The organism is Alcanivorax sp. HI0044 (assembly GCF_001634945.1).
Genome location: NZ_LWEZ01000496.1, coordinates 1 through 787 on the forward strand (window position 1 = coordinate 1; position 787 = coordinate 787).

At 59.5% G+C, this 787-nt stretch carries 1 protein-coding gene; it reads right to left on the reverse strand.

The window, feature by feature from the left end; translation table 11 throughout:
- On the reverse strand, window positions 1-735 hold a 735-nt coding region (locus tag A3730_RS05940; RefSeq protein WP_063537706.1), incomplete at its 3' end, for a histidinol-phosphate transaminase.
- Window positions 736-787 lie beyond the last annotated feature (52 nt).

Genomic DNA, 787 nt, shown 5'->3' on the forward strand with positions numbered 1-787 from the left:
AATCTGCGGGCTGGAAATGCCATAACCCACCCGCAGTCCAGCCAGGCCGTAGATCTTGGAGAAGGTGCGGGTAACAACCAGGTTCGGGTACTTGGCCAGTCGCTCAATACCATTCGGATAGTGGCTTTCTTCCACGTACTCCACGTAGGCCTCATCCAGCACCACGATCACCCGCTCGGGAATCCGTGACAGGAACTCGTCCAGGGCATGGGTGTTAAACCAGGTGCCGGTGGGGTTGTTGGGGTTCGCCACGAAGATGACCCGGGTGCGCTCGGTCACCGCTTCCGCCATGGCCGCCAGGTCGTGGCCAAACAAATTGGACGGCACCTGCACCGGTTTGGCGTTGCAGGCCAGGGTTACAATCGGGTACACCGCAAAAGCGTATTCGGAAAAAACTGCTTCGTCGCCTTCCTGCAGGTAGGCCCGGGCAATCAGGTCCAGCACATCGTTGGAGCCGTTGCCCAGTGTCAGCTGCGCGCTGTCCACACCCAGCTTCGCCGACAGCGCAGCTTTCAGAGAAAACGTGGCACCATCCGGATACAGATGCAGCTCGTGCAGATGCTTGAGGGCGCGCAACGCCTTGTGGCTCGCGCCCAGAGGATTCTCGTTACTGGCCAGTTTGACGATATCAGTGACGCCCAGCTCACGCTCCAGTTCCTCGATGGGCTTGCCCGGTTCGTAGGGCTTGAGCTGCTGGATACCGTTGTTGGCGAGTTTGATGTAGTCGCAGGTCATGATGTGGGGACTCCCTTTACACCCTGGTTGCCAGCCCTTGCCACCGGGGTTA